This window comes from Streptomyces sp. NPDC055287 (assembly GCF_053646035.1).
In genome coordinates this window covers 20,219-41,892 of record NZ_JBSHNE010000038.1, presented here as the reverse complement: position 1 = coordinate 41,892, position 21,674 = coordinate 20,219, and the positions used below count along the sequence as shown (strand labels likewise).

Here is a 21,674-nt window from a genome sequence, read left to right as displayed (position 1 = left end):
GTGAAGGATGTGCCGACGTGGCAGACGATTCGAGATCATTCAGTGCAGGCACCATCGGGTCGTACGCGGCGATCGGCGACAGCTTCACCGAAGGCGTCGGAGACCCCGGACCCGGCGGTGCGTTCATCGGCTGGGCCGACCGGCTCGCCGTACTCCTCGACGACCGCGTCCCCGAGCACACGTTCCGCTACGCCAACCTCGCCGTACGCGGCCGCCTCCTCGACCAGATCGTGGCCGAGCAGGTCCCGCGCGCCAAGGAACTGGCCCCCGACCTGGTGACCTTCTGCGCCGGCGGCAACGACATCCTGCGGCCCGGCAGCGACCCCGACGCCGTGGCCGAGCGCTTCGAGCGGGCCGTGGCCGAACTCACCGACGCGGTGGGCACCGTCATGGTGACGACCGGCTTCGACACGCGCGGCGTTCCCGTGCTGCGCCATCTGCGCGGCAAGATCGCGACGTACACGGCGCACGTACGCGCGGTCGCCGACCGCTACGACTGCCCGGTGCTCGACCTGTGGTCGCTCAAGTCCGTCCAGGACAGGCGCGCCTGGGACGGCGACCGGCTCCACCTCTCGCCCGAGGGCCACACCCGCGTGGCCCTGCGCGCCGCTCAGGTGCTCGGGCTCGAGGTCCCGGCCGACCCGGACCAGGCGTGGCCGCCGATGGCGCCCCGCGGCTCGCTGGAGGTGCGCCGGGACAACATCCAGTGGGCGCGGGAGTACCTGGTCCCGTGGATCGGGCGGCGGCTGCGCGGCGAGTCCTCAGGTGACCACGTCGAGGCGAAGAGGCCCGATCTGCTGCCCCTGTGAGAGGGCGGCCGGTACGCGCTCCAGGACGCCGCCGGCGAACACGTCGTACAGCGGCAGCGTCTCCAGGTGGACGTAGCCGATGTGGCAGTCGCAGGTGGCGAGCGGGCAGGCGCGGGGGCGCAGTGCCCGGCGGTACGAGCCGTCGTAGAGGTTGCCGAGCTCGGCGCGTACGAAGTGGCAGCGGCGTACCGTGCCGTCGCCGTCCACGGAGATCACCGACTCGCCGGTCCGGCAGGGGAGACCGGCGGAGCGGTGTGGATGGCGGCTGTACGGGAAGAGCGGGTCCAGGGCCGTCCACCGGCCGGCTTCCTCGTCCGTGTAGGTGCGGCCCTCGGCCGCGTTGACCCACAGGTAGACCTCGGAGGGGAGCGCCGCCCGCAGCTTGCGGGCCTCCTCCAGGTGCTCGGGGAAGCCGACCACGCCAACGCTGAAGCGCACGCCACGGGCGGTCAGTTCGCGGCACTTGGCGAGGAAGCGGTCGTACGGCGTCTGACCGGGATGGTACGTGCACCACAGCGCCAGCGTGCCGAGGTCGGCGCCGGCGTCGGTGAGCCAGTCGGTGCGGCAGCTCAGATTCGTCTGGATGGCGACGCGCCGGATGTGCGGCAGCCGGGACAGCTCGGTGAGGGCGCGGCGGTACCAGGAACGGACCAGGCCCTCGCCCCAGGGTGTGAACAGCACCGAGAGGCGGTCGCCGGTCTGTGCGGCGGCCCACGCGGTGAAGCGCTCCAGCGCGGCGCGGTCGGCCCGCAACTGCTCACGGGTGTCGCGCCGCTTCGCGAACGGGCAGTACGGGCAGTCGTAGTCGCAGGAGGCGAGCGGGCCGCGGTAGAGGATCGTCAGGTCCGTCGGGTCCATGGCCGGGCTCACTTCAATTCGTACGCGGCCATGGCGGCCCGTACAGCGGGGGAGAACAGCTCGGGGCCCAGCGCGTCGGAGTGCGCGAGGCCTTCGGGGGACAGCCGCAGCAGGTCCTTCGGCGCGCTGTCGTCGAGCCAGCCGCGGGCGGCGAAGCGGTCGAGCTCGGCGGCGAAGTCGTCGGCCGGCGCTGTGCCGAACCGCTCGCCGTACTCGGCCAGGGGCATGCCCTCGGCCTGGAGGAGGGACTGGAGCAGATGGCGGCGCCGGGCCTCGTCGGCGTCGACGTACCAGCCCAGCTCGGCACGGGAGAAGTCCTCGGTGGCGGTGTAGTCGTCGATGATCTTGCGGATCTCGCGCATGTCGACGGCGTAGTCGAAGGAGTAGTGGAGCGCGGAGGTGTACGAACGGGCTCCGCAGCCCAGGCCGATCATGCCGTCGGTCTGGCAGGCGTAGTCGTCGGCCGCCTGCTTCGGCGCGTCGGTGCGACGGAACATCCGCATCGAGACCTGCTCGTACCCGTGCGCCAGGAGATGGTCCCTTCCCCGGCGGTAGAGCCGCAGCCGCTGGGAGTCCCAGGCCGCGCCGGCCTCGGCGCCGACGCGGCCGAGGCCCGTGAGCGGGCGTACGTACAGCGGATAGAGGTAGAGCTCCTCGGGCCGCCAGGCGAGCGCCGCGTCGAGCGAGGTCTGCCAGGTGACGGGGGTCTGGCCCTCGATGCCGTATATGAGGTCGATGTTGAGGACGGGGATGCCGGCGTCGCGGACGGCGGCGAGGGCCGTCTCGACGTCGGCGCGGCGCTGCGGGCGCACGGCCGCGCGCGCCTCGGCGTCGACGAAGCTCTGGACGCCGAGGCTGAGGCGGGTCGTGCCGCGCCCGGCCAGTACGGCGAGCCGGTCGGGGGTCGCGGTGGCGGGCGATGCCTCGACGGACAGGGGTACGGCGCCGAGGTCCGCGCCCATCCGCTTCTCCGCGATGTCGCAGAGCCTCTCGAGTTCGCCGGCGTCCAGGAAGGTGGGGGTGCCGCCGCCGAAGGCCGCGGCGGCGAAATGGACGCCGGTGGCGTCGCTGTCGCCGAGCGCGTCGCGGACGGCGGTGGCCTGGCGGTCGAGGGCGTCGAGATACCGGCCGGTCAGCTCGTCCGGGGCGCCGATCCGGGTGAAGAGATTGCAGAAGCCGCAGCGGACCTCGCAGAACGGTATGTGCAGGTAGAGGGAGAGGGCGTTCTTGGGCTCGCCGGACCAGAGGTCGCGGAGCGACGGGCGGCTCCCCAGCTCGCGGTACGCCGTTTTGTGCGGGTAGGCGTAGACGTAACTCTGGTAGGGGCGGGGCGTCGCGGTGCTCATCGGGTGGCCCCTTGATCGAGGGTGAAGTGGGCGTAGGGGACGGTCCAGACAGCCTCGTGGCCGAGGCGGTGGCCGGTGTAGCCGTCGTCGCCGTACGCCGTGCCGTGGTCGGAGCAGACGATCGCGAAGCAGGGGCGGCGGCTGCTCGCGGCGGCGAACAGGCGGCCGATGTGCTCGTCGACGTACTCCAGAGCGGCCGCGTGGGTGGCCCGCGAGTCGCCGGCCTCGCGGGTGGCGCCCGGGAGGTGGAACCAGTTGGGCTGGTGCAGCGCGGAGACGTTGAGGAACAAGAACAGCCGCTGGTCGGCGGGGAGCCCGGCGACGACCCGTTCGGCGCGGGAGACCTGCTCCTCGAAGGACGTGGGCGAGGCCACGCCGAACTCCGGCTCCCAGTGGCTCTCCTGGAACATGCCGGGCAGCACGGAGCCGAGCGGGCCCTGCCGGTTGAAGAACCCCACGCCGCCGATGCACACGGTGCGGTAGCCGGCGTCCGCGAGGCCGGAGACGAGGTCCGGCGCGTCGAAGACGAAGGTACGCTCCGCGGTGGTCTCGCTCCCCGCGAAGCGCGCGGCGAACAGCCGGGGGTGCGGTCCGGGGGCGGCGGGCGTCGGCAGGAAGCCCGCGAAGATCGCCTGGTGCGAGGCGTAGGTGAAGCTGCCGGGAGCGTGCCGCTTCTCCCATGCGCCGCCGGGCAGGTGCCGGACGAGATTCGGTATGCGGCCGGCGGCGGCGAGTTCGGCGGCCACGTCGTGGCGCAACGTGTCGAGGGTGACGAGCAGCAGATCGTGGCTGCCGACGATCTCGTTCATGTCAGGTGATCGCATGGTGGTTCCTTGTCGTGCGCGATACGGCGCGCTGTACGGCGGCTACCTGCGCCGCGTAGGTGTCCAGGCCCTCGGCGCCGCTGCCCGGCAGGCCGGTGAGCCGCGGCAGCAGGTCGCCGAACGCGTTGACCTCGCAGACGGCGAAGCGGCGCCAGCCGACGGCGGGCAGCAGGTCGACGCCCACACAGAGGGTCCGGGGGAAGCACGCGGCTGCCCGCTCGCACACCTCCGCGGCCTCTTCCCAGCTGCCGCCCGCCGCGGCCATGGCGGCGCGGGCGTCGTCGAGGTCCCCGCGCACGCCGCCGAGATGGAGGTTGGTCATGGGGGAGCGGCTGGTGCGGACGACGGCGTGCGTCGCCCTGCCGCCGATCACGACGACCCGCAGATCGGCGGCCCGGCCCCGCTGCGCTGCCTTGGGCAGCCAGCGTTCGATGTGGAGTCCGTCCGGTGCGAGCGCGTCCACGATGGCCGCGACCTCGGCCTCGGTCGTACAGCGGCGTACCCGCAGGGAGTTGAAGAGCCTGCCCCGCGGGTCGCGCTCCACGGACGTGGTCGCCCGTACGCGGCCGGGGCCCGCCGTCTCGACGGCCAGCACACCGGAGGCCGACGAGCCGTGCGCGAGCTTCACGAACGCGCGCGGCATTCGGTGCGCGCGCAGCAGTTCCCGTACGTCGGCCCAGCCGCGCAGGGCCGGATCCGTGGGGCCGGAGGTGGGCGAAGGCGGCACGGGGACGCCCGCGTCGTGCAGGACGGCATGGCACAGCCGCTTGTCGAACAGCACCGCCAGCTCGTCGGGGTCGTCGAGGAGGGTGCGGCCCGCCGCCGCCCGGCCCACTGCGCGCACGGCAGCCGTGAACCGCTCGTACCAGCGCGCCGAACCCTCCACGCGGGTGGCGTCGCCGACGCCCCGCAGGAGCTGCTCGACCTCGGGGTCTTCGCCGGGTGAGTCGATCCGCACGGTCTCGTCCGGCCGGAAGGAGGCGGCCCGCCCCTCGAGCACCTCCAGCCAGGGGACGACTCGCGCGGCGGGGAGGCCGGCGGCGGCGACGGCGGCCTGGAACAGGGCGACGCGGCGGTTGGCGGGGTTGGCGACGACCGCGAAGCGCGGCCCCGGGCCGCCCGCGTCGCTGTCGGGTCTACTCGTCGACGGCGACATAGCGGGGTTCGTCGTCCTCGGGGTCCCAGTAGTCGGGCCCGTCGAGATTCAGCCGTACGCCGTGCGGTTCGAGCGTCTTGCGCAGGCGCTGCTGGAGGGGCTCGGTGATGTAGTGGTGGTGCAGGTCCAGTTCGCTCAGGTGGGTGAGCGGCTGGCCGTCGAGCAGGGCCTGCGCGCCGCTGTCGCCGAGGGTTCCCATCGACAGGGCCAGCGAGTCCAGTTGCGCCACGACGGGCGCGGCGGCGACGGCTGCCGCGATCTCGTCCTGGATCTCGCTGTTCTGCACGCCCAGGTGACGCAGGCGCGGAAGGGCACCGCCGGACAGCAGGGGCGCGAGGTCTGCGACCGTCGCGTCGCCTCCGTAGTGCGTGACACCCAGCCACAGTTCCAGGCGTTCCAGGGCGGGGAGCCGGGAGGCGGCGACGGCGCGGACCACGGAGCCGGGCAGGCCACCCGATTCGAAGCGCAGTACCTTCAGCGCGTCGTGGCTGACCGGCCGCAGGGAGAGGACGTCCGTGTCGGAGAGCGACTCGCCGCAGCCACGCACGATCAGCTCCTCGAGCCTCGGGAACGCTTCGACGCACGGCGTGAGGTCGGTCATCTCCAGCCAGGACACCTCGCACTCCTCGCTGATGACGTCGGCGAGGAAGAGCCCGCGCAGCGCGGGGAAACGGTGCGCGTCCGCGAGAACCCGGTCCAGGACGGGACGCAGGTGTTCGTAGTCGCCGTGCCACCAGGGGCCGATCAGCAGGGCGCGCACCTGCGTGGAGTCGACGGAGTCGAGGAAGCGCGGCCACAGTTCGGTGAACGGATTGTCCTCGTTCCACAGACAGTCCAGACGCCAGGCCACGGAGTCCGCGGGCGGGAGGGGTGGGGCGTGCGCCTGGCCAGGCTCGGGCAGGGTGAAGACCGGAAGCGCGTGGAACGTCTCGGGGTGCTCGATGTCGGTCATGTCCGTCTCACTCCGCCACTGCGGTGTAGCGGCCCTCGGCGCCGCGGTTGTCCCACGGCTCCAGACGGTCCGACAGGTCGACACTCACGCCGTGGGGCTCCAGGGCCCCGGCCACACGCTGCGCCATGTCCTCCGAGAGGAAGTGGTGGTGCAGGTCGAGCTGCTCGAGGTGAGTGAGCGGCTGTCCTTCGAGGAGCGCCGCCGCGCCCTCGTCGCCGAGGGTGCCGTTCGACAGGTCGAGAGTGTCCAGCCGGGCGACGACGGGGGCGGACGCGAGCGCCGCGGCGATCTCGTTCTGGATCTCGCTGTTGCGCAGCCCCAGATGGCGCAGCCCCGGGAAGCGGGTTCCGGAGAGCAGCGGCGCGAGGTCGGCGATCTCGGTGTCGCCGCCGTACTCGGAGACACCGAGCCAGAGTTCCAGGTGGTCCAGGGAGGGCAGTTCGCTCTCGGTGACGCCGCGTACGACCGTCGCAGGCAGGCCGCCGGACTCGAAGACGAGTGAGCGCAGCCGCTCGTGCCGCACCGGCGGGAAGACGAGGCCCGTACCGCCGCGTACGCCGAACTCCAGCAGCCGGGGGAAGGCGTTGAGCAGGACGGTGACGTCGGACTGTTCGATCCAGGAGATCTCGGCCTGCTCCTGGGTCATGTCACCGACGAAGAGGGCTTCGAGGGAGGTGAGCCGGTCGGCCGCTGCGACGACCAGGCTGACGGGGTAGCTCGAATCCGCGTCGTACGACTCGCCCCACTGGCCGATGATCAGCGCACGTACCCGCGCCGGATCGACGGACTTCAGAAACGCGCCGAACCTGTCCTCCCACGGCTCGTCGTCGTCTTCGTACGGGTCCACGGAGACGCGCCACGCCGCGGCGTCCGCGGCCGGCAGTGGCGAGGGGGAGTCGGGACGGAAGTCGACGGCCGGGAGGCCGAGCAATTCCTGCAGATGGTCCACACCGGACATGGCCCTGATCTCCTGACACTGTGCGAGCGACTGACGTGCGAAAGGTTTATCAAGCGCCACTGACAATCGCGCCAGTGGGTTCGTTTTCGCAGGTCAGGCTCGATTGTCAGACCCTGGCCGTAGCGTTTTCCACGTGGTCGGCACAGGGTGTGCGGCCTGGGAGGGAGACAGTCATGTACCGGCAAGGGGACGTGCTCATCGTGCCGTTGGACGAGTCGGCGGTGCCGGCGCGGCTGGCGGAGGCGTCGGGTGAACGGCGCGACGCACGCGGCCGGCTGGTGCTGGCGCTGGGCGAGGTCACGGGGCACGCGCACGCCGTGCAGGGGCCCGGCAGGCTGCTGCGGGAGGGGGGCCCGCTCGATCCGATGCTGCTCCATCTGCCCGAAGGCGGACGGGTCGTGCATGAGGAACACGCGGCGATACCGCTGCCCAAGGGCTGGTACCGAGTGGTGCGCCAGCGCGAGTACGTACCGGGATCGGTACGCGTCGTGGCGGACTGACCGGCAGGCGCGGGAAACGCCCGAACAGGGAAGCACGACCGGGGAACAGGGATCAGGGGACAGGGAATTCGATGCAGCATGTGAACACTTGGCGGGCCGTCGCGGCGGCGACCGGCGCGGCGGACCGCGTGGCCGCGGAGGAGGGTGTGCGGCTCGCCTACCGCACGGCGGGCCTCGCGGAGCCGGAGCGGATCATCTGGGCCACCTCGCCCAAGGCGGCGGTCGAGGCCGTCGAGCGGCTGTCCGGCGCGGGACGGTCGGTGCGCGAGGAGGTACGCACGGGACCGTGGGCCGGGGAACGGCGGCGGCTGCACGACGAGTTGGGCCCGGCGGGCTGGGCGGCGCTGTGGTCCGCCACCGGGGCCCAGTTGTGGGACACCACCAGGGAACTGGCCGAACGGATACGGACGGGGGTCGTCGCCGAGCTCATGGAGAGCCCGCAGGACGAGTCCGACGTCCGGCTGGTCCTGCTCGACGCGGTGCTCGGCCAGCACGACGCCGCCTGGCTCGCGGCGTTCGACGGCCGCGGCGAGCGCCTCGCGGGGCTGGCCCAGGTGGCCAGGAACGCCGGCTGGTGGTGGCCGTACGAGAACGCCGTGGTGATCAGCGAACGGCCGGTGGAACTCCACCGGGACGAGGCGGGACGGCTCGACCGGGGCGACGGCCCCGCCCTGGCCTTCCCCGACGGCTTCGCGCTGTACGCCTGGCGCGGCATGCCGGTGCCGGCGGCGTTCCTCGCCGAGCTGTCCTCGCTGACACCCGGGCGCATCCGGGCCGAGGAGAACGCCGAGCTGCGCCGCGTGATGCTCGAGTACTACGGCTACGACCGCTACCTCGGCGAGTCCGGCGCGCAGCCGGTGCACCGCGACGAGACCGGCGTCCTGTGGCGCATAGCACTGCGGGGCGACGAGGACGTGGTGATGGTCGAGGTAGTCAACTCCACCCCCGAGCCGGACGGCACACACCGCACGTACTGGCTGCGTGTGCCGCCCGCTACCAGGACCGCCAAGGAAGGGGTGGCCTGGACGTTCGGGATCGGTCAGGAGGCGTACGAACCGCTGCGGCAGACCTGAGCCCGAGGGCCCGCAGCCCGCGCGTGCTCTAGGCGGAGAGGAGGTCGCCCGGCCCGATGAGGTCCGCGTTGCCCTCCGTCGTGCAGGCGTGGGCACCCGCCCGTGCGCCGAGGCGGGCGCACTCCTCCAGGCCCCGGCCGGTGAGGCGCCCGTACAGGAATCCACTGACGTACGCGTCCCCGGCGCCGTTGGAGTCCACCACCGGGCCGGGCGGTACGGTCGCCGGGACGGGCCGCGGCGTACGGCTGCCGTCCCGCGTCAGCAGGTACGAGCCGCCCGCCCCCGCCGTGGCCACCACGGCCTCGGCGCGGCCCTCGCGAAGGATGTCGCGCATCACGGCGGCGATCCGTTCACCGGCGCCGGCCGCGCTGAGGAACACCAGGTCGCAGCGGAGCGCGAACTCCCGTTGATGATCGGCGAGTCCGTCCCAGTCGTGCAGATCGGTCGAGACGGGGACGCCCAGCTCCTCGATGTCGTCGAGCAGGTACCGGGCGAAATCCATGATGGACAGGTGGACATGCCCGGCCCGCCGCAGGTGGGGCAGGTAGAAGTCGCGGGGCATCCGCAGATCGCCGGGGTCCCGGGCGTCGTAGAACGACATCCGGTGGCCCGTCGAGCTGTCGACAAGGTTCACCGCGCGGCGGGTGCCCGCCGGTGAGATCAGCGGCTCGAAGTCGACACCGCCCTTGGCGAGCCGCTCCCTCACCTGCCCGCCGACCCAGTCGTCACCGATGAAGTCGAGGAACTTGACGTCGAGTCCAAGTGCCCGGCAGCCGAGGGCGACATTGCCGCCCGTGTGCCCCGGCCACTCCCGGATGGCCGGTACGCCGAACGAATCGGCGACCGGTACGGGCAGCGAGTCGACGCGGACGACCGTGTCCACCCCGCTGCCGCCGACGACCAGGACGTCGTACACCGCGTGTTCAGACTGCTGTTCAGACACCGCAACTCCTTCCGGCCCCGCTGGAGCACAGTATGGCTGGTACGGAGAGGTGACAGGGCGGGAGTGGCGCGACCGGTCCGGCGGCGCCCGGTGCTGGGATGGGCTTTCCTGACCTCTGGAAGGACGAACTTCATGTCCGTACGTACGGCCCTCACCGTCGCAGCGCTCACCGGCGGACTGTTCCTCAGTGGCGGCGCACCCGCCGTCGGGGCGGTCCCCGCGGCAGCCGCACCGTCCTCCGCCCCCGCGTCCACTCCCGACGCCGCCACTGTCTCCGTGGGCGGCGAGGGGAGGGCCGCGGCGGCCCCCGACATGGCGGTCCTCACCGCCGCCGTCGAGACCACGAAACCCACGGCGAAGCGGGCGCTGGCCGCCCAGTCGGCGGCGGCCGACGCGCTGCTGGCCGCCGTACGCAAGCAGGGCATCGCCGACCGTGACGTACAGACCGAGAATCTCTTCCTGAACGCCGTTTATCAGCACACCGACCGCGCCTCCAAGCTGACCGGCTATCAGGCAGGTCAGTCCTTCGCCATCAAGATCCGCGAGATCGGCAGGACCGGCGCGGTCGTCGAAGCCGTGACGAAGGCGGCGGGTGACGCGGTCCGGATCAACGGCGTCAGCTTCGATGTGGCCGACCCGTCCGCGCTGCGCGCGAGGGCCCGCGAGGCCGCTCACGCCGACGCGAGGTCGAAGGCCGAGCAGTACGCGCAGCTCAGCGGCCGTAGGCTCGGCAGGCTGGTGTCGCTCGCCGAGACGGGAAGCGAGGTGCACCGGCCCGCGGAGGTACCCGGGGCCGCGTTCGACGAGGCGAAGGTTCCCGTGGCACCCGGCGAGATCCGTAACGCGGTCAGCGTCACCGCGGTGTACGAGCTGCGCCGAGCGTACTGATCGGCGGGCCCGACCGGCGCCTCAGCGCGTCGCGGACGCCAGCGTCGCGCGGTCGATGCCCAGCTCGCGGGCGAGCGCGTCGTCGGTCCACTCCAGCATGGCGGTACGGGACAAGGACCCCGCGTACGAGGTCATTTGGACGGCGAGGCCGTCCAGCAGGGCGGTCAGCCGCCAGGCCGCGGACGCGGGGTCCTCGCACCGGAACTCCCCGGCCTCCGCGCCCTCCGTGATGACGTCCGTCAGTGCCGCCTTCCACCGCTGGTCGAGGTCACGCGCCACCTCGCGGAGCGCCGGCTCACGCAACGAGGCCGCCCACCCCTCGATCCACAGCTTCCACCCCTTGGCCTGCCCGGTCGGCGCATACCACCGGACGGCGGTGCGCAGCCTGCGGACAGCGCTGGTGCGGCGGCCGAGCAGCTTGCGCAGCTGGGCGAGATCGCCCTCGGCGGCGTACGCGAAGGCGGCCGCGACGAGCTTCTCCTTGGTCGAGAAGTGATAGAGGACCAGCGCGTTGCTCACGGAGAGGGCCGAGGCGACGTCGGCGATGCGTACGGCGCTCACGCCCCGCGCCTCGATCTGCTCGACAGCGGCGCGCAGCATTTCCTCGCGCCGTTCCTCCACGCTCAACCGGACTCTGGCCACGCGGTAACCCTACACACGGGTCACCTGACGAGGCCGGTCACGCGGATGCCGAAGAGCCCTTGACAGCGTGCTGTGGCGCAGGCCGCAGTCGCCTCTACTGACTGTCTGTTCAGTCAATTGGAAGGGTGAAGTGCCGCGCCAGTACACACTCCCGTACCGCCGTAGGAGTCAGCCCCGTGACCCAAGCACCTCCTTCCAGAACAGCATCGGCATCGGCATCCTCATCAGGATCCGGGACAGCGGCTGCCGCCCAAGCACCCGACCTCTCCGAGGGCTGGGGCGAACAGCGCGGCAGGCTCCACAAGGACCTGCGCCGCCTCGACGTCCTCTTCTTCCTCATATGTGCGCTCGTCGGCCTCGACACCATCGGTTCGGTGGCGGCCGAGGGCCCCAGGGGCCCGACCTAAATGGCGATCCTCGCCGTCGCTTTCTTCCTCCCGTACGGACTGCTCGTAGCCGAGCTCGGCTCCGCCTTCCCGGTGCAGGGCGGCCCGTACGTCTGGACACGGCTCGCCTTCGGACGCCTCACCGCCGGGCTCAACCAGATCCTCTACCGGATCTCCAACCCGGTCTGGGTGGGCGGCAGCCTGTGCATCATCGCCCTCACCACCTGGGAGGAGTTCTTCACTCCGCTGCCCGGCGGCTGGAAGTACGCGGCCGGACTCGTCTTCATCTGGGGCGGGGCGCTCGCCGTCGTACAGTCCGTACGCGTCGGCAAGTGGGCGCCGATCGCGGCGCGATCGCCCGGATCGTCCTGCTCGGTTTCTTCCTCGTCTCGGTCGTGGTCTTCGCCGTCGTCGTACTGATCTGGCCGGGCTTCGGCGTCAGATGGTTCGGCAAGGAGGGGTCGGCCGCCGACTCGCTGCCCGAAGCCTTCGCGGGCGAACGGCTCCAGTACACGCTCAGCCAGGTCGTACCGCTGCTGTTGTTCCTGGCGATCGGGCTCGTCTTCTACGCGCGGGGCGCGAAGACGCGGCGCGCCAAGGGATGAGATGTAGGGGATAACGTGCGGCGCATGGGCGATGCGTACGTATGGGTGGCCGATCTGGATGCCCGGCCGGAGGAAGCCGCTGTGCTCGCCGGCCGGGTCATGGACTGGCTGGAGCGCCGTGGCATCGTCCAGGGCGAGCTGACGAACTGCCTGCTCGGCGACGAGCTCGGCAGGGCGCCGGGGCCGCACGCCGCGCGCGCCGTCACCGAGGACGAGGTGACGGCGGGCGGGGCGTGCGGCGTCGGCATGGAGATCGAACGCCGCGTCTACGTGTGCGCGGACCTCTGGACGGCGACCTGCCCGTCCTGCGGCGCGACGCCCGAGCCCGCCGACCGGGGTCCGGACATGTGGACGGGTGAGTGGGCCCCGCTGCTCGACGATCTGTACGCCTGGTTCGGGGGTACGGGGCCGGGCAGCGGGGCCTGTGTGCGGTGCGGTGAGCGGGCGGAGTTCATGGCGTGGGCGATCGATCCGCCGGTCGCGGTCGCGCACCTGGGGCTGGTGCTGTGGAACTGGCCGCCGCTGGGGGAGCCGTTCCTCGCGGAACTCGCCGCGGTGCTGGGTGGTCACCGGCTGGTGACCGCGAGGACCACGGTCTGACGAAGCGCTGTCGGGGCCGCGCCGCGGGGAGCGGTGTCCGGGGCTGCCTACGGCTTCGCCCGGCGAGATGCCCGGGGCTGCCTCCGGCTTCGCCCGGCGAGATGCCCGGGGCTGCCTCCGGCCTCGCCCGGCGCGCTGCCCTGGGCTGCCGTGCCGTGGCCCGCCGCGCGCTGCCGCGCTCCCCCATGGCCCGCCCGCCCGGCGTACTACCGCCCAGCCGCCTCCGCGGCCCTCCCGTACACCTGCTTCCCGAGCCACTGCCCGCGTCCACCGTCAGCACTCGCCCGTCACGTACGACGCCCGCTCGCCCAGCAGGAACAGCGACGCGTCCGTGATCTCCGCCGGGTCCGCGAAGCGGGCCGCCGGCACCGACGCGAGCACCTCGGACCGTGCCTCGTCCGTGACCCACAGCGCGGCGCCCGCGCCTGCTGTCTCCGTCGGCCCCGGTGCGACGCGGTTCAGCCGGATGCCGAGCGGGGCGAGTTCGACCGCGAGGGTGCGGGTCATGGCCAGGACGCCGGCCTTCGCGGCGGCCGAACGGACCGTCCCCGGGTGCCCGTGCCAGGCGTACGTCGCGATCACCGACAGCACCGAACCCCCGGTGCCCTGTTCACGCAATGCCTTGCGACGGCGCGGGTGCAGTACTACGAGCCGTTGAGGACGATGTCGACGACCGCGCGCCAGCCGTTCGGGCTGATGTCGATGCCCGGCGCGACGAAGTTGCCCGCGGCACCGTCGCGCGGGCGCTGACCAGGGCCCCGTGTGGCAAGCCGCCGCCCGGCCCGAGGCCTCGCTGCGGCCCACGGTCAGCAGGAGTACCGGCTTGCCCGCCGCGTGGGCCGGCGGCCAGGGTGCGGGCCAGGCGGCGCCCGTCGCGGAAGTCCTCGACGTACGCGGCGACGACGCGCGTGGGGCCGCCGCGCAGTTCGCCGCCGCGCCGGTTCACCAGGTGGACCGTACGGCGGTCACGTCCTTCGAGGGCTCCGGAGGTCAGCCAGTACCCCCATTTCGCCGGGGTGGCGGACGCGCCGACGACCGCGACCGACCTGGGGTCGAAGAGCGCGTCCAAGCCGACGCCCGGCGCCGGCTGAGCGGCCGCGGTCACCTGTACCACCCGAACCGCTCCGCGATCACCGGCAGACGGTCGGCGACGATCGCGTGCGCCGCGGCGCGCGGCGTCGTGCCGTCCGTCTCGGCCCGCGCCAGCATCTGGTCGATCAGCGCGCGCATCGAGCGCCGCGTGTACGCGAACGCCTCGTCCGCGTCGGCCCCGATGTCGCCGAAGAGTGTCCACCACCACCAGGCGTTCGTACCGGAGTTGACCACGACGTCCGGCAGAACCGTCACCCCGCGCTCCGCCAGCAGCACCTCGGCCTCGGGCAGCACCGGCATGTTCGCCGCCTCGACGATCCAGCGGGCGGTGTGCCCGATCCGCTCCTGATTGGTGGCGTCGACGGCGTACGAGACGGCTGCCGGAACCAGAACCTCCGCCTCCGCGGACAGCCAGGCCCCGCCCGGCAGTTCGAGGTCGCCGGGGCGCAGCACACCCCGGTCCACGGCCCCGTACGCGTCCCGCCCTGCGAGCAGCGCTTCGACGTCCAGGCCGTCGGGGTTGGCGACCGTGCCCCGCACGTCGGCCACCGCGACGACTCTCAGCCCGGCGCGGGACAGGAATCGGGCGGTCGCGCCGCCCATCGTGCCCAGGCCCTGCACGGAGACCCGTGCGTCCTCGTACGCGAGACCCGCGCGGTCGAGCGCCGCGAGCACCGACTCGGCGACCCCGCAGCCACCGACCAGCTCGTCCAGCCCGATGCCGTCGACCTCGACGGCGAACGCCTCGGCCAGCCGCCGCCGCGCCGCCACCTCGTCGTCGAGCAGCGGATAGACGGCCTGGATGGAGGAGACCAGACCGGCCTCGGCGCCGGCCTTGTCGACGATGTCCTGGGTCAGTCCGAGGTCCTCGCCCGTGGTCCAGAAGTTCTCGATGTGCGGACGCATGGCGCGCAGATAGCGGACCAGAATTCCGTACGCCTCGGGGTCCCGCGGGTCGCAGTCGATGCCGCCCTTGGCGCCGCCGAGCGGGATGTATCGGCCTTCCGCGTTGTAGTGGAGGGCCTCCTTCATCGTCATGCCGCGGGCCAGTCCCGCGACCTCGGCGAGCGTGCAGCCCTCGCGCATGCGCAGGCCGCCGCTGGACACACCGCGTACGAGCCGGTCGACGACCAGGAAACCCCGGCGCCCTGTCACGTGATCGGTCCAGGTCTGCGAGATCAGCCCAGCACGGCGCGCGAGATGTCGAAGGTACGCGTCAGACCGCTGAAGCCCTGGCCCCGGGCGCCGAGGCGGTCGGCCTCGGGCACGAAGGCGTCCGAGAAGAAGATCTCGCGGCAGACGATCGCGCGCCGGCCCATCTTGCGCATGGGCTCACCGAACACGACGCCCGGCGTGTCCTTGCGGAACAGGAACGCCGTAACGCCGCGCGAGCGCAGGGAAGGGTCGGTCTTGGCGAAGACGACGTACTGCTCGGCCTCTCCGGCATTGGAGATGCACGCCTTCTGACCGTTGATGCGGTAGCCGCCGGCCGTACGGGTCGCCGTCGTGACGATGGAGGCGGCGTCGGAGCCCGAGACGGGCTCGGTGGTCGCCAGGGACGTCATCGGAGTGTCGGGCCCGGTCAGCGGGGTCAGCCACTCCCGCTTCTGCTCCGGGCTGCCCAGCGCCATTAGGGGGTCGGCGAAAAAGCCGTTCGAGCAGAGCGGATTCCCGATGCCGAGGTCGCCGACGCACAGCTCCTCCTGGACGAGGCACTGGGTGAAGACATCGGTGAAACCCCCGCCTCCGTACTCCTGCGGGAGCATGAATCCCGTGATGCCGACCTCGGCGGCCTTGCGCCACAGGTCCCAGGGGGTCTCGATGTCCGCCTCGTCCACGGCGCGGGCCCGGGGCCTGATCTCCTCCCGCGCGAAGGTGCGTGTGAGCTCAACGATGTCGCGCTGCTCCGCGTGGAGCGGAACGAGCTCGGTGGGGAGGCCGGACATCGGTGCCTCCAGGAACGACGACGGTGTCTTAACTGAACCGTCGGTCAGTATCTGGAGCCTGGAGCGCCCCTGTCAACGAGATGTGTTACTGAACCCCCGATCAGTTCAATTCGCGCCCCGGGCTGCCCCGGACTGCCCCGCGCCCGACCGCGTGGACGCCCGCCCGCCGTCCCGTGCCCCTCCTCGTACGCGTGCCCGTAATGGCCCCGTTCCCGCGCTGTCGTACCCGACGCTCATAATGGGAAGACACTGAGCCCCTGGAGGTCCTGTGACCGGCGCTGATGCCCTGCAACCGCTGCGCTCCCGGCTGCGCTCGCTGCGGACCGCCCCCTTCGGCGCGGACCCGTCGGGTGAGCGGATGGAGCGCATCCGCCGCTCACCCAACTTCGCCGACGGCGTCTTCCAGAACCCGGTGGGTGCGCGGACGCGGCCCTCGGGCTCGACGCTCGAACTGATGAAGGTCTACTTCCGCAAGGAGGAGCGGCGCCGCCGCGCTCCGGCCGGTCCCGTACCCCTGCACGCCACGACCGTCGCCGAGCTGGCCGGGGCGCCCGTCACAGGGCTGCGCCTCACCTGGATGGGGCATTCGAGCGTGTTCGCCGAGATCGACGGGCGCCGCGTGCTCTTCGACCCGGTGTGGGGGGAGCGCTGCTCGCCCTTTTCCTTCGTCGGCCCCAAGCGGCTGCATCCCGTGCCGGCCCCGCTGGCGTCGCTGGGCCCGCTCGACGTGGTCGTCATTTCCCACGACCACTACGACCATCTCGACATGTCCACGATCCGCGCGCTCGCCGGCACGCGCACGGCCTTCGCGGTACCGCTGGGCGTCGGAGCCCACCTCGAACGCTGGGGGGTACCGGCGGACCAGGTGCACGAGCTGGACTGGAACGAGTCGGTGAAGATCGCCGGGCTCAGCCTGACCGCGACCCCGGCCCGCCACTTCTGCGGCCGTGGCCTGCGCAACCAGCAGCACACCCTCTGGGCGTCATGGGCCGTCGCGGGGCCGGAGCACCGGGTGTACCACAGTGGCGACACCGGTTACTTCGAAGGCTTCAAGGGCATCGGCGCCGAGCACGGCCCGTTCGACGCCACCATGATCCAGATCGGCGCGTACAGCGAGTACTGGCCCGACATCCACATGACGCCCGCCGAGGGCGTGCGGGCGCACCTGGACCTTCAGGGCGGCTTGCCGGCGGGCCTGTCGAGCGGCCCGATGCTGCCGATCCACTGGGCTACGTTCAACCTCGCCCCGCACCCGTGGTCCGAACCGGCCGAAGGCACCGTACAGGCAGCCGACGAGACGGGCGCCCGCATCGCGCTGCCGCGCCCCGGCGAGCCCTTCGAGCCCGGGGCCGAGGTCCTTCCCTCCGCGCCGTGGTGGCGCGCGGTCGCCGTGGGCCACGCACCGGACCGTCCCGGCGGCGGGATGCCCGCCACCCCCGGGCGGAAGGTGGACACCGGCCGCGCCGGCACCGGCGAACCGGAGACGGCCCCGGCCGTGTAGCGGGTCGAACAGTTGTCCACGGCTGCGGGAGCCGTAGGTTTTTCGGTCTGTAGTACGAGGCGTCATACCAGAGCGGGACGCTGCGCGGGCAAGTTTGGCAACAGCCCGTCGATCATGAAAGGTTGCCGACTACTGTGAGTGTCCGGTGATCAACATGGGGCCACATCGCCCAAGTTGAGCCCAGACCGACAGTGGTCGAACCGACGCAGTACGCCGATCCCTGGGGCCCCACGTACCGAGGACGCTGATGTCTCAACTTCGCGCACCCGCCGCGCGCGCAGACCGCCGCGAGGGCGGGCGGCACGGACGGCCGGGCCCCCGGCCCCAACCCCCGCAGCCGATGCCCGATGTCCACATACGCCCTCAGCTCCTGCGTGCCGCCGTACTCCCGGCCGTAGTCGTCGCCTTCAGCGGTGCCGCCGCCGTGCTGTTCACCCTCCGGGCCACCTCCACCGCCGAGCCCGCGCGCAACTTATGGGTCGCGCTCGCCGGGGCCGGAGCGCTCGTCATCGTCTCCCTCGCGGCGGCCGTCGTGGGCGCCGACAGGGCCGCGAAAACCGTCCTCGACCGCTGCAACGCGCTGCGCAGGGCCAGCGCGCGAGGGCAGGCCGACCTGTGCGCGATCGTCGAGCAGCTGCGGCGCGGCGAGGGGCCGCCCGCCCGGCGTACGCCGCCCCCCGGCCCGCCGGGCGGCGACGAATTCGACCGGCTGGAGCTGGAGATGGGGCGGGCGCACGAGGCGGCCGTGAGCGCTGTCGTGCAGGCTTCGCAGCTGTCCAGCAGCGCCGGCGCGGACCAGATGGTCGAGGTCTTCGTCAATCTGGCCCGCCGCCTCCAGTCGCTCGTGCACCGGGAGATCCAGCTGCTCGACGAGCTGGAGAACGATGTCGAGGACCCCGAGCTGCTCAAGGGCCTCTTTCACGTCGACCATCTCGCCACCCGCATCCGCAGGCACGCGGAGAACCTCGCGGTCCTCGGCGGTGCGGTCTCCCGCCGCCAGTGGAGCAACCCGGTGACCATGACGGAGGTGCTGCGCTCCTCGATCGCCGAGGTCGAGCAGTACTCACGGGTCAAGCTGGTGCCCCCCATCGACGGCACCCTGCGCGGCCACGCCGTCGCCGACGTCATCCATCTCCTCGCCGAACTCGTCGAGAACGCGACAGTGTTCTCCGCCCCGCACACCACCGTGCTGCTCCGCGCCCAGCACGTCGCCTCGGGCCTTGCCATCGAGGTCGAGGACCGTGGCCTGGGTATGCCCCTCGGCGAGCAGAACAAGATGAACGCCCTGCTGCACAACCCGGACAACGTCAACGTCGGCCGCCTGCTCCAGGACGGGCGCATCGGCCTCTTCGTGGTGTCGGCACTGGCCCGCAGGCACGGCATCACCGTCCGGCTCCAGGCCAACATCTACGGCGGCGTGCAGGCCGTACTCGTGCTGCCGCAGGGGTTGCTGGGCGGGGAGGACCAGGACGTCGGTCAGAGCCGGGGGGCGGCCGCGGGCACCCGGCAGACGGTCCCGGCATGCGCGCCCGCGCCGGCCTCGCTCATGTCGCCCCAGGTACCGGCGCCCCAGGTACCGGCACCGCACCAAGCGGCGCCCCACGTGCCCGCACCGCACGTACCGGCACCGCACGTACCGGCACCGCACGTACCGGCACCGCACGTACCGGCACCGCACCAACCGGCGCCCCACGTACCGGCACCGCACGTACCGGCACCGCACCAACCGGCGCCCCACGTACCGGCACCGCACGTACCGGCACCGCACGTACCGGCACCGCACCAACCGGCGCCCCACGTACCCGCACCCCACGTACCAGCACCCGCCGGACTCGGCCCCGTGGGTCCCGGCCCCGCCGGTCCTGGAGCGGCCGGTTCCGCCCCCGCCGGCCCCGGGCCGGACGGCTCCGGCCACCCGGGGGCCGCCCCGGCCGTCAACGGGCACCGCCACCCCCCGCTCCCCGTACGCGGTGAGCGGGAGGACCGGCCGACCCCGGCGGCCGCCCGCCCCGGCGTCGACCGCTCCGCCCGGCCCGATTTCGCCGCCGAGCCGGTGCACACACAGGCCCAGCCGCGCGCCGCCGGATACGTACGCGACATCACGAGCCGCCCCAGTCTGCCCAGGCGCCGCAGCCAGGAGAACCTGGTGCCGCAGCTCAGGGAAGCCCCGGCCGTGTACCCGGACGACGAGTACCCCGCCCTGCACGACCCGGGCCTCATGGCGGCGTTCCAGCGGGGCATCGGCCTGGCGGAGACACAGTCGGACCCGTACCCCGTTCCGTCCCCGGACCCGGCACCGGACCTGTCCGCCCACCCCCCGGCCATCGGACCGGCGTCGCCCGCGACCGCGCCCGCCCCGGTCCAGGCCTCCGGACAGCATCCGCGTCCGTACCACCCCCGTGAGGGCGAAGCAGGCTGACCACAGCCTCCTCCCTCCCCTCCCCATCCCTCCACACCGCGGTACCCCAAGGAGTAGATGCACCATGGCGAGTGATGCGCCGACCGGTCAAGTGTCCGATCTCGACTGGCTGTTGAGCGGCCTGGTCCAGCGTGTTCCCTTCACGCGCAACGCGGTTCTGCTCTCCTCCGACGGCCTGGTCAAGTCGGTCCACGGCCTCGACACCGACAGTGCCGACCACATGGCCGCTCTGGCCTCCGGCCTGTACTCGCTCGGCCGCAGCGCGGGCGCCCGCTTCGGCGACGGCGGCGAGGTCCGCCAGGTCGTCGTGGAACTCGACTCCACCCTCCTCTTCGTCTCCACGGCGGGATCCGGGACCTGCCTGGCGGTGCTCGCGGGCCGCGAGGCGGACGCGGCGGTCCTGGGCTACGAGATGGCGATGCTCGTCAAGAGCGTGCGGCCCTACCTCGTCACGCCGGCCAGGCAGCGGGCGGGCGTACCGAGCGCCTCAGGACGCTGATGGGGCCGCTCCCGCAGGACGGGCCGTGGCTCGACGACGCGGCCGGCCGGCTCATCCGCCCGTACACGGTGAGCGACGGCCGCACCCGCCCCACGGCCGCTCTCGACATGCTGTCGCTGGTACGGGCCACCGGGACGGAGCCCCTCATGCACCTCGGTCCTGAACACGCCGAGGCACTCGCGCTCTGCGCACGCCCCACCTCGGTGGCGGAGATCGCGGCGTATCTGCGGCTTCCCGTGGTCGTCACCAAGGTGCTGCTCTCCGACCTGGTCGACTGTGGAGCGCTCACCACCCACACCCCCCGCTTCGACGACCAGCCCACCGACCTCACCCTGCTGGAGGCAGTGCTCGATGGCCTACGACGACGGCTCTGATCTGTTTCCCACCGCACTCAAGATTCTCGTCGCGGGCGGGTTCGGCGTCGGAAAGACCACCCTCGTGGGAGCGGTCAGCGAGATCGCGCCACTGAGTACGGAGGAACTGCTCACCCAGGTGAGCGTCGGAACCGACAGCTTGGAAGGCATCGAGGAAAAGGCCACGACGACCGTGGCCATGGACTTCGGCCGGATGACCCTCGACGAGCACCACGTGCTCTACCTCTTCGGCACCCCGGGCCAGGAGCGCTTCTGGTTCATGTGGGACGAACTCTCCAAGGGCGCCCTCGGCGCCGTCGTGCTCGCCGACACCCGCCGCCTCCAGGAGAGCTTCGCGGCGCTGGACTTTTTCGAACGGCGCGGCATCGAATTCGTCGTGGCCGTGAATGAGTTCGACGGCGCGCACCGCTACGAACCGGAAGAGGTACGGGCCGCCCTCGACCTCGCGCCGGAGGTCCCCGTCGTGCTGTGCGACGCCCGTATCGCCAGCTCAGGGATCAGGACGCTGGTCACCCTCGTCCGGCACCTGCTCACCATCACCTCGGCCACGCCGAGTTACGGAAGCTACGGAGCACCCACATGACATACAACCGGATCGGTCACCTGCTGCTCACCCCCGTCGACCCGGAGGCGCCCGCGCGCGTACGGCGGCTGCACCAGCTCGGGCTCGGCGACCGGGCCGTGCCGGCCTTCGACACGTTCGCCGACCGGCTCGCGGAGGTGACCGGAGCGCCGTACTCCATGGTCAACTTCATCGACGAGAACCGGCAGTTCTTCGCCGGGCTGCACACACCGACCGGGACGCACAGCGGTACGGACCTGGGCGCGGTCGCCGCCACGAGCCGCATCGGCCGCTTCCTCGCCCGCGATCACGGGTACTGCCCGCATGTCGTCGCGCGGCGCAAGGCGCTTGTCCTGGAGGACGTCTGCGACTATCCGCGGTTCGCGGGCAATCCGGTTGTCGACGAGATCGGCATCCGGTCGTACATGGGCGCGCCCGTCATCGACCGTACGGACATCCTGCTCGGCACGGTCTGTGTCGTCGACACCGAGCCGAGGCAGTGGGGGCGGGCGGGGCTGGGGACGATCAAGGCGATGGCCGCGGAGCTGGCCGAACTGATCCGGCGCCGTGAGGACGGCGGCATCTGACGGGTCGCCGCGGCACTGCGCCGATTGTTCGGGACGACCTATTGACCATGGCCGCGGCCAGTCATTAGCGTGGCGGCACGTTGCCAGAAAGCGCTTTCTGCGAGCGCTTTCCCCACTTCGGCCGTACTCGGCCGCACAGCTCTTCGCAACTGCC

At 72.1% G+C, this 21,674-nt stretch carries 25 protein-coding genes; 14 read left to right on the top strand and 11 right to left on the bottom strand.

The features are described from left to right. The first annotated feature begins 17 nt into the window (after positions 1-17). Positions 18-809 carry an SGNH/GDSL hydrolase family protein gene (locus ACWIHY_RS33640; protein ID WP_454380131.1) on the top strand — a complete coding sequence of 264 codons (792 nt, stop codon included), beginning with the start codon at positions 18-20 and terminating at the stop codon, positions 807-809. On the opposite strand, the gene ACWIHY_RS33635 is transcribed toward ACWIHY_RS33640, so the two are convergent. From ACWIHY_RS33635 to ACWIHY_RS33610, 6 genes are read right to left on the bottom strand one after another with little or no spacing between them, the layout of a single operon-like run. Continuing rightward, positions 762-1,667 carry an STM4011 family radical SAM protein gene (locus tag ACWIHY_RS33635; protein WP_454380129.1) on the bottom strand — a complete coding sequence of 302 codons (906 nt, stop codon included), beginning with the start codon at positions 1,665-1,667 and terminating at the stop codon, positions 762-764. The two genes, ACWIHY_RS33640 and ACWIHY_RS33635, sit on opposite strands and share 48 nt — an antisense overlap. An 8-nt stretch (positions 1,668-1,675) precedes the next feature. After that, positions 1,676-3,013 (bottom strand): STM4012 family radical SAM protein, encoded by a 1,338-nt coding sequence (locus ACWIHY_RS33630; protein ID WP_454380128.1) that lies wholly within the window; start codon positions 3,011-3,013, stop codon positions 1,676-1,678. Next, positions 3,010-3,822 carry an STM4013/SEN3800 family hydrolase gene (locus ACWIHY_RS33625; protein WP_454380142.1) on the bottom strand — a complete coding sequence of 271 codons (813 nt, stop codon included), beginning with the start codon at positions 3,820-3,822 and terminating at the stop codon, positions 3,010-3,012. The genes ACWIHY_RS33630 and ACWIHY_RS33625 overlap by 4 nt, the downstream gene beginning before the upstream one ends. Before the next feature lies 1 nt (position 3,823). Further along, positions 3,824-4,993, bottom strand: a complete 1,170-nt coding sequence (locus tag ACWIHY_RS33620) for an STM4014 family protein (RefSeq protein WP_454380126.1) — start codon at positions 4,991-4,993, stop codon at positions 3,824-3,826. Further along, positions 4,974-5,945 carry an STM4015 family protein gene (locus ACWIHY_RS33615; RefSeq protein WP_454380125.1) on the bottom strand — a complete coding sequence of 324 codons (972 nt, stop codon included), beginning with the start codon at positions 5,943-5,945 and terminating at the stop codon, positions 4,974-4,976. Before ACWIHY_RS33615 ends, ACWIHY_RS33620 begins: the two co-directional genes overlap by 20 nt. A gap of 7 nt (positions 5,946-5,952) precedes the next feature. After that, positions 5,953-6,903 (bottom strand): STM4015 family protein, encoded by a 951-nt coding sequence (locus ACWIHY_RS33610; protein ID WP_454380123.1) that lies wholly within the window; start codon positions 6,901-6,903, stop codon positions 5,953-5,955. Positions 6,904-7,076: 173 nt separating this feature from the next. Here ACWIHY_RS33610 and ACWIHY_RS33605 point away from each other — a divergent pair, with 173 nt between their 5' ends. Then, entirely contained in the window at positions 7,077-7,403 is a 327-nt protein-coding gene (locus ACWIHY_RS33605; RefSeq protein WP_454380121.1) for a hypothetical protein, read from the top strand. Between the two features lie 71 nt (positions 7,404-7,474). Beyond that, entirely contained in the window at positions 7,475-8,476 is a 1,002-nt protein-coding gene (locus tag ACWIHY_RS33600; RefSeq protein WP_454380119.1) for a DUF6745 domain-containing protein, read from the top strand. 28 nt (positions 8,477-8,504) lie between these two features. Here ACWIHY_RS33600 and ACWIHY_RS33595 read toward each other — a convergent pair whose 3' ends face one another. Continuing rightward, entirely contained in the window at positions 8,505-9,419 is a 915-nt protein-coding gene (locus ACWIHY_RS33595) for a carbohydrate kinase family protein (protein ID WP_454380117.1), read from the bottom strand. Positions 9,420-9,551: 132 nt separating this feature from the next. Between ACWIHY_RS33595 and ACWIHY_RS33590 the strand changes: the two genes are divergently transcribed. Continuing rightward, the gene (locus ACWIHY_RS33590) at positions 9,552-10,307 is read left to right on the top strand and encodes an SIMPL domain-containing protein (protein WP_454380115.1); all 756 of its coding nucleotides are present in this window, start codon (positions 9,552-9,554) and stop codon (positions 10,305-10,307) included. Between the two features lie 21 nt (positions 10,308-10,328). On the opposite strand, the gene ACWIHY_RS33585 is transcribed toward ACWIHY_RS33590, so the two are convergent. Then, entirely contained in the window at positions 10,329-10,949 is a 621-nt protein-coding gene (locus ACWIHY_RS33585; RefSeq protein WP_454380113.1) for a TetR/AcrR family transcriptional regulator, read from the bottom strand. A gap of 176 nt (positions 10,950-11,125) precedes the next feature. Between ACWIHY_RS33585 and ACWIHY_RS33580 the strand changes: the two genes are divergently transcribed. Genes ACWIHY_RS33580 through ACWIHY_RS33565 form a run of 4 tightly spaced genes read left to right on the top strand, consistent with a single transcriptional unit; the run spans position 11,126 to position 12,540 of the window. Then, complete coding sequence (locus tag ACWIHY_RS33580) at positions 11,126-11,356, top strand: hypothetical protein (RefSeq protein WP_454380112.1); 231 nt, start codon at positions 11,126-11,128, stop codon at positions 11,354-11,356. Beyond that, positions 11,357-11,755, top strand: coding sequence for an amino acid permease (locus ACWIHY_RS33575; protein ID WP_454380111.1), 399 nt, complete (start codon positions 11,357-11,359; stop codon positions 11,753-11,755). After that, the gene (locus tag ACWIHY_RS33570) at positions 11,731-11,940 is read left to right on the top strand and encodes a hypothetical protein (protein WP_454380110.1); all 210 of its coding nucleotides are present in this window, start codon (positions 11,731-11,733) and stop codon (positions 11,938-11,940) included. Before ACWIHY_RS33575 ends, ACWIHY_RS33570 begins: the two co-directional genes overlap by 25 nt. Before the next feature lie 24 nt (positions 11,941-11,964). Further along, the gene (locus tag ACWIHY_RS33565) at positions 11,965-12,540 is read left to right on the top strand and encodes a hypothetical protein (RefSeq protein WP_454380109.1); all 576 of its coding nucleotides are present in this window, start codon (positions 11,965-11,967) and stop codon (positions 12,538-12,540) included. Positions 12,541-12,813: 273 nt separating this feature from the next. Here the strand turns inward: ACWIHY_RS33565 and ACWIHY_RS33560 are convergent, their stop codons facing one another. The 3 genes from ACWIHY_RS33560 to ACWIHY_RS33550 all read right to left on the bottom strand — a co-directional run bounded on the left by ACWIHY_RS33560 (position 12,814) and on the right by ACWIHY_RS33550 (position 15,578). Next, a complete protein-coding gene (locus tag ACWIHY_RS33560; RefSeq protein WP_454380108.1) occupies positions 12,814-13,122 on the bottom strand; it encodes an SDR family oxidoreductase in 309 nt (102 codons plus the stop codon). Between the two features lie 519 nt (positions 13,123-13,641). Further along, positions 13,642-14,787, bottom strand: a complete 1,146-nt coding sequence (locus ACWIHY_RS33555) for a Glu/Leu/Phe/Val dehydrogenase dimerization domain-containing protein (protein WP_454380107.1) — start codon at positions 14,785-14,787, stop codon at positions 13,642-13,644. A gap of 23 nt (positions 14,788-14,810) precedes the next feature. Continuing rightward, positions 14,811-15,578, bottom strand: coding sequence for an acyl-CoA dehydrogenase family protein (locus tag ACWIHY_RS33550; protein WP_454380106.1), 768 nt, complete (start codon positions 15,576-15,578; stop codon positions 14,811-14,813). A gap of 268 nt (positions 15,579-15,846) precedes the next feature. Here ACWIHY_RS33550 and ACWIHY_RS33545 point away from each other — a divergent pair, with 268 nt between their 5' ends. From ACWIHY_RS33545 to ACWIHY_RS33520, 6 genes are all read left to right on the top strand, one after another. Then, positions 15,847-17,079, top strand: a complete 1,233-nt coding sequence (locus tag ACWIHY_RS33545) for an MBL fold metallo-hydrolase (protein WP_454380105.1) — start codon at positions 15,847-15,849, stop codon at positions 17,077-17,079. 247 nt (positions 17,080-17,326) lie between these two features. Next, a complete protein-coding gene (locus tag ACWIHY_RS33540) occupies positions 17,327-19,498 on the top strand; it encodes an ATP-binding protein (RefSeq protein WP_454380103.1) in 2,172 nt (723 codons plus the stop codon). A gap of 64 nt (positions 19,499-19,562) precedes the next feature. Further along, the gene (locus ACWIHY_RS33535) at positions 19,563-19,997 is read left to right on the top strand and encodes a roadblock/LC7 domain-containing protein (protein WP_454380101.1); all 435 of its coding nucleotides are present in this window, start codon (positions 19,563-19,565) and stop codon (positions 19,995-19,997) included. After that, positions 19,997-20,371 carry a DUF742 domain-containing protein gene (locus ACWIHY_RS33530; RefSeq protein WP_454380100.1) on the top strand — a complete coding sequence of 125 codons (375 nt, stop codon included), beginning with the start codon at positions 19,997-19,999 and terminating at the stop codon, positions 20,369-20,371. Before ACWIHY_RS33535 ends, ACWIHY_RS33530 begins: the two co-directional genes overlap by 1 nt. Continuing rightward, positions 20,349-20,954 (top strand): GTP-binding protein, encoded by a 606-nt coding sequence (locus ACWIHY_RS33525; RefSeq protein ID WP_454380098.1) that lies wholly within the window; start codon positions 20,349-20,351, stop codon positions 20,952-20,954. The genes ACWIHY_RS33530 and ACWIHY_RS33525 overlap by 23 nt, the downstream gene beginning before the upstream one ends. Then, positions 20,951-21,520: a GAF domain-containing protein gene (locus tag ACWIHY_RS33520; RefSeq protein ID WP_454380096.1), complete on the top strand. Its 570-nt coding sequence runs from the start codon at positions 20,951-20,953 to the stop codon at positions 21,518-21,520. The genes ACWIHY_RS33525 and ACWIHY_RS33520 overlap by 4 nt, the downstream gene beginning before the upstream one ends. Positions 21,521-21,674: the final 154 nt, after the last annotated feature.

Coding starts and splice junctions, on each gene's coding strand:
- ACWIHY_RS33610 (WP_454380123.1), bottom strand. CDS start 6,903: ATGTCCGGTGTGGACCATCTGCAGGAATTGCTCGGCCTCCCGGCCGTC.
- ACWIHY_RS33600 (WP_454380119.1), top strand. CDS start 7,475: ATGCAGCATGTGAACACTTGGCGGGCCGTCGCGGCGGCGACCGGCGCG.
- ACWIHY_RS33575 (WP_454380111.1), top strand. CDS start 11,357: ATGGCGATCCTCGCCGTCGCTTTCTTCCTCCCGTACGGACTGCTCGTA.
- ACWIHY_RS33535 (WP_454380101.1), top strand. CDS start 19,563: ATGGCGAGTGATGCGCCGACCGGTCAAGTGTCCGATCTCGACTGGCTG.
- ACWIHY_RS33565 (WP_454380109.1), top strand. CDS start 11,965: ATGGGCGATGCGTACGTATGGGTGGCCGATCTGGATGCCCGGCCGGAG.
- ACWIHY_RS33520 (WP_454380096.1), top strand. CDS start 20,951: ATGACATACAACCGGATCGGTCACCTGCTGCTCACCCCCGTCGACCCG.
- ACWIHY_RS33525 (WP_454380098.1), top strand. CDS start 20,349: ATGGCCTACGACGACGGCTCTGATCTGTTTCCCACCGCACTCAAGATT.
- ACWIHY_RS33620 (WP_454380126.1), bottom strand. CDS start 4,993: ATGTCGCCGTCGACGAGTAGACCCGACAGCGACGCGGGCGGCCCGGGG.
- ACWIHY_RS33590 (WP_454380115.1), top strand. CDS start 9,552: ATGTCCGTACGTACGGCCCTCACCGTCGCAGCGCTCACCGGCGGACTG.
- ACWIHY_RS33630 (WP_454380128.1), bottom strand. CDS start 3,013: ATGAGCACCGCGACGCCCCGCCCCTACCAGAGTTACGTCTACGCCTAC.
- ACWIHY_RS33605 (WP_454380121.1), top strand. CDS start 7,077: ATGTACCGGCAAGGGGACGTGCTCATCGTGCCGTTGGACGAGTCGGCG.
- ACWIHY_RS33625 (WP_454380142.1), bottom strand. CDS start 3,822: ATGAACGAGATCGTCGGCAGCCACGATCTGCTGCTCGTCACCCTCGAC.
- ACWIHY_RS33635 (WP_454380129.1), bottom strand. CDS start 1,667: ATGGACCCGACGGACCTGACGATCCTCTACCGCGGCCCGCTCGCCTCC.
- ACWIHY_RS33550 (WP_454380106.1), bottom strand. CDS start 15,578: ATGTCCGGCCTCCCCACCGAGCTCGTTCCGCTCCACGCGGAGCAGCGC.
- ACWIHY_RS33540 (WP_454380103.1), top strand. CDS start 17,327: ATGTCTCAACTTCGCGCACCCGCCGCGCGCGCAGACCGCCGCGAGGGC.
- ACWIHY_RS33615 (WP_454380125.1), bottom strand. CDS start 5,945: ATGACCGACATCGAGCACCCCGAGACGTTCCACGCGCTTCCGGTCTTC.
- ACWIHY_RS33530 (WP_454380100.1), top strand. CDS start 19,997: ATGGGGCCGCTCCCGCAGGACGGGCCGTGGCTCGACGACGCGGCCGGC.